Here is a 443-nt window from a genome sequence, read left to right on the forward strand (position 1 = left end):
AAGTCGTAACAAGGTAGCCGTATCGGAAGGTGCGGCTGGATCACCTCCTTTCTAAGGATATTATACGGAATATAAGACCTTGGGTCTTATAAACAGAACGTTCCCTGTCTTGTTTAGTTTTGAAGGAACTTTGTTCCTTGAATAAGTTAAGATGGGCCTGTAGCTCAGCTGGTTAGAGCGCACGCCTGATAAGCGTGAGGTCGGTGGTTCGAGTCCACTCAGGCCCACCATCTTATATAATGGGGCCTTAGCTCAGCTGGGAGAGCGCCTGCTTTGCACGCAGGAGGTCAGCGGTTCGATCCCGCTAGGCTCCACCAACGTGTTCTTTGAAAACTAGATAACAGTAGACATCACATTCAATTAGTAATACAAGATATCACATAGTGATTCTTTTTAACGGTTAAGTTAGAAAGGGCGCACGGTGGATGCCTTGGCACTAGGAG

2 tRNA genes and 1 rRNA gene are annotated in these 443 nt (G+C 47.0%); all 3 read left to right on the forward strand.

What is annotated here, in order from left to right:
- Positions 1–51, forward strand: a 16S ribosomal RNA gene (locus BLL41_RS22930); the annotation flags it as partial.
- A 102-nt stretch (positions 52–153) separates the two neighbouring features.
- Positions 154–230 (forward strand) — tRNA-Ile (locus BLL41_RS22250).
- A gap of 11 nt (positions 231–241) precedes the next feature.
- Positions 242–317: transfer RNA gene (locus BLL41_RS22255), tRNA-Ala, on the forward strand.
- The last annotated feature ends 126 nt before the right edge of the window (positions 318–443 follow it).

The organism is Bacillus sp. FMQ74 (assembly GCF_001875785.1).
GTDB classification, from domain to species: domain Bacteria; phylum Bacillota; class Bacilli; order Bacillales; family Bacillaceae; genus Bacillus; species Bacillus stercoris.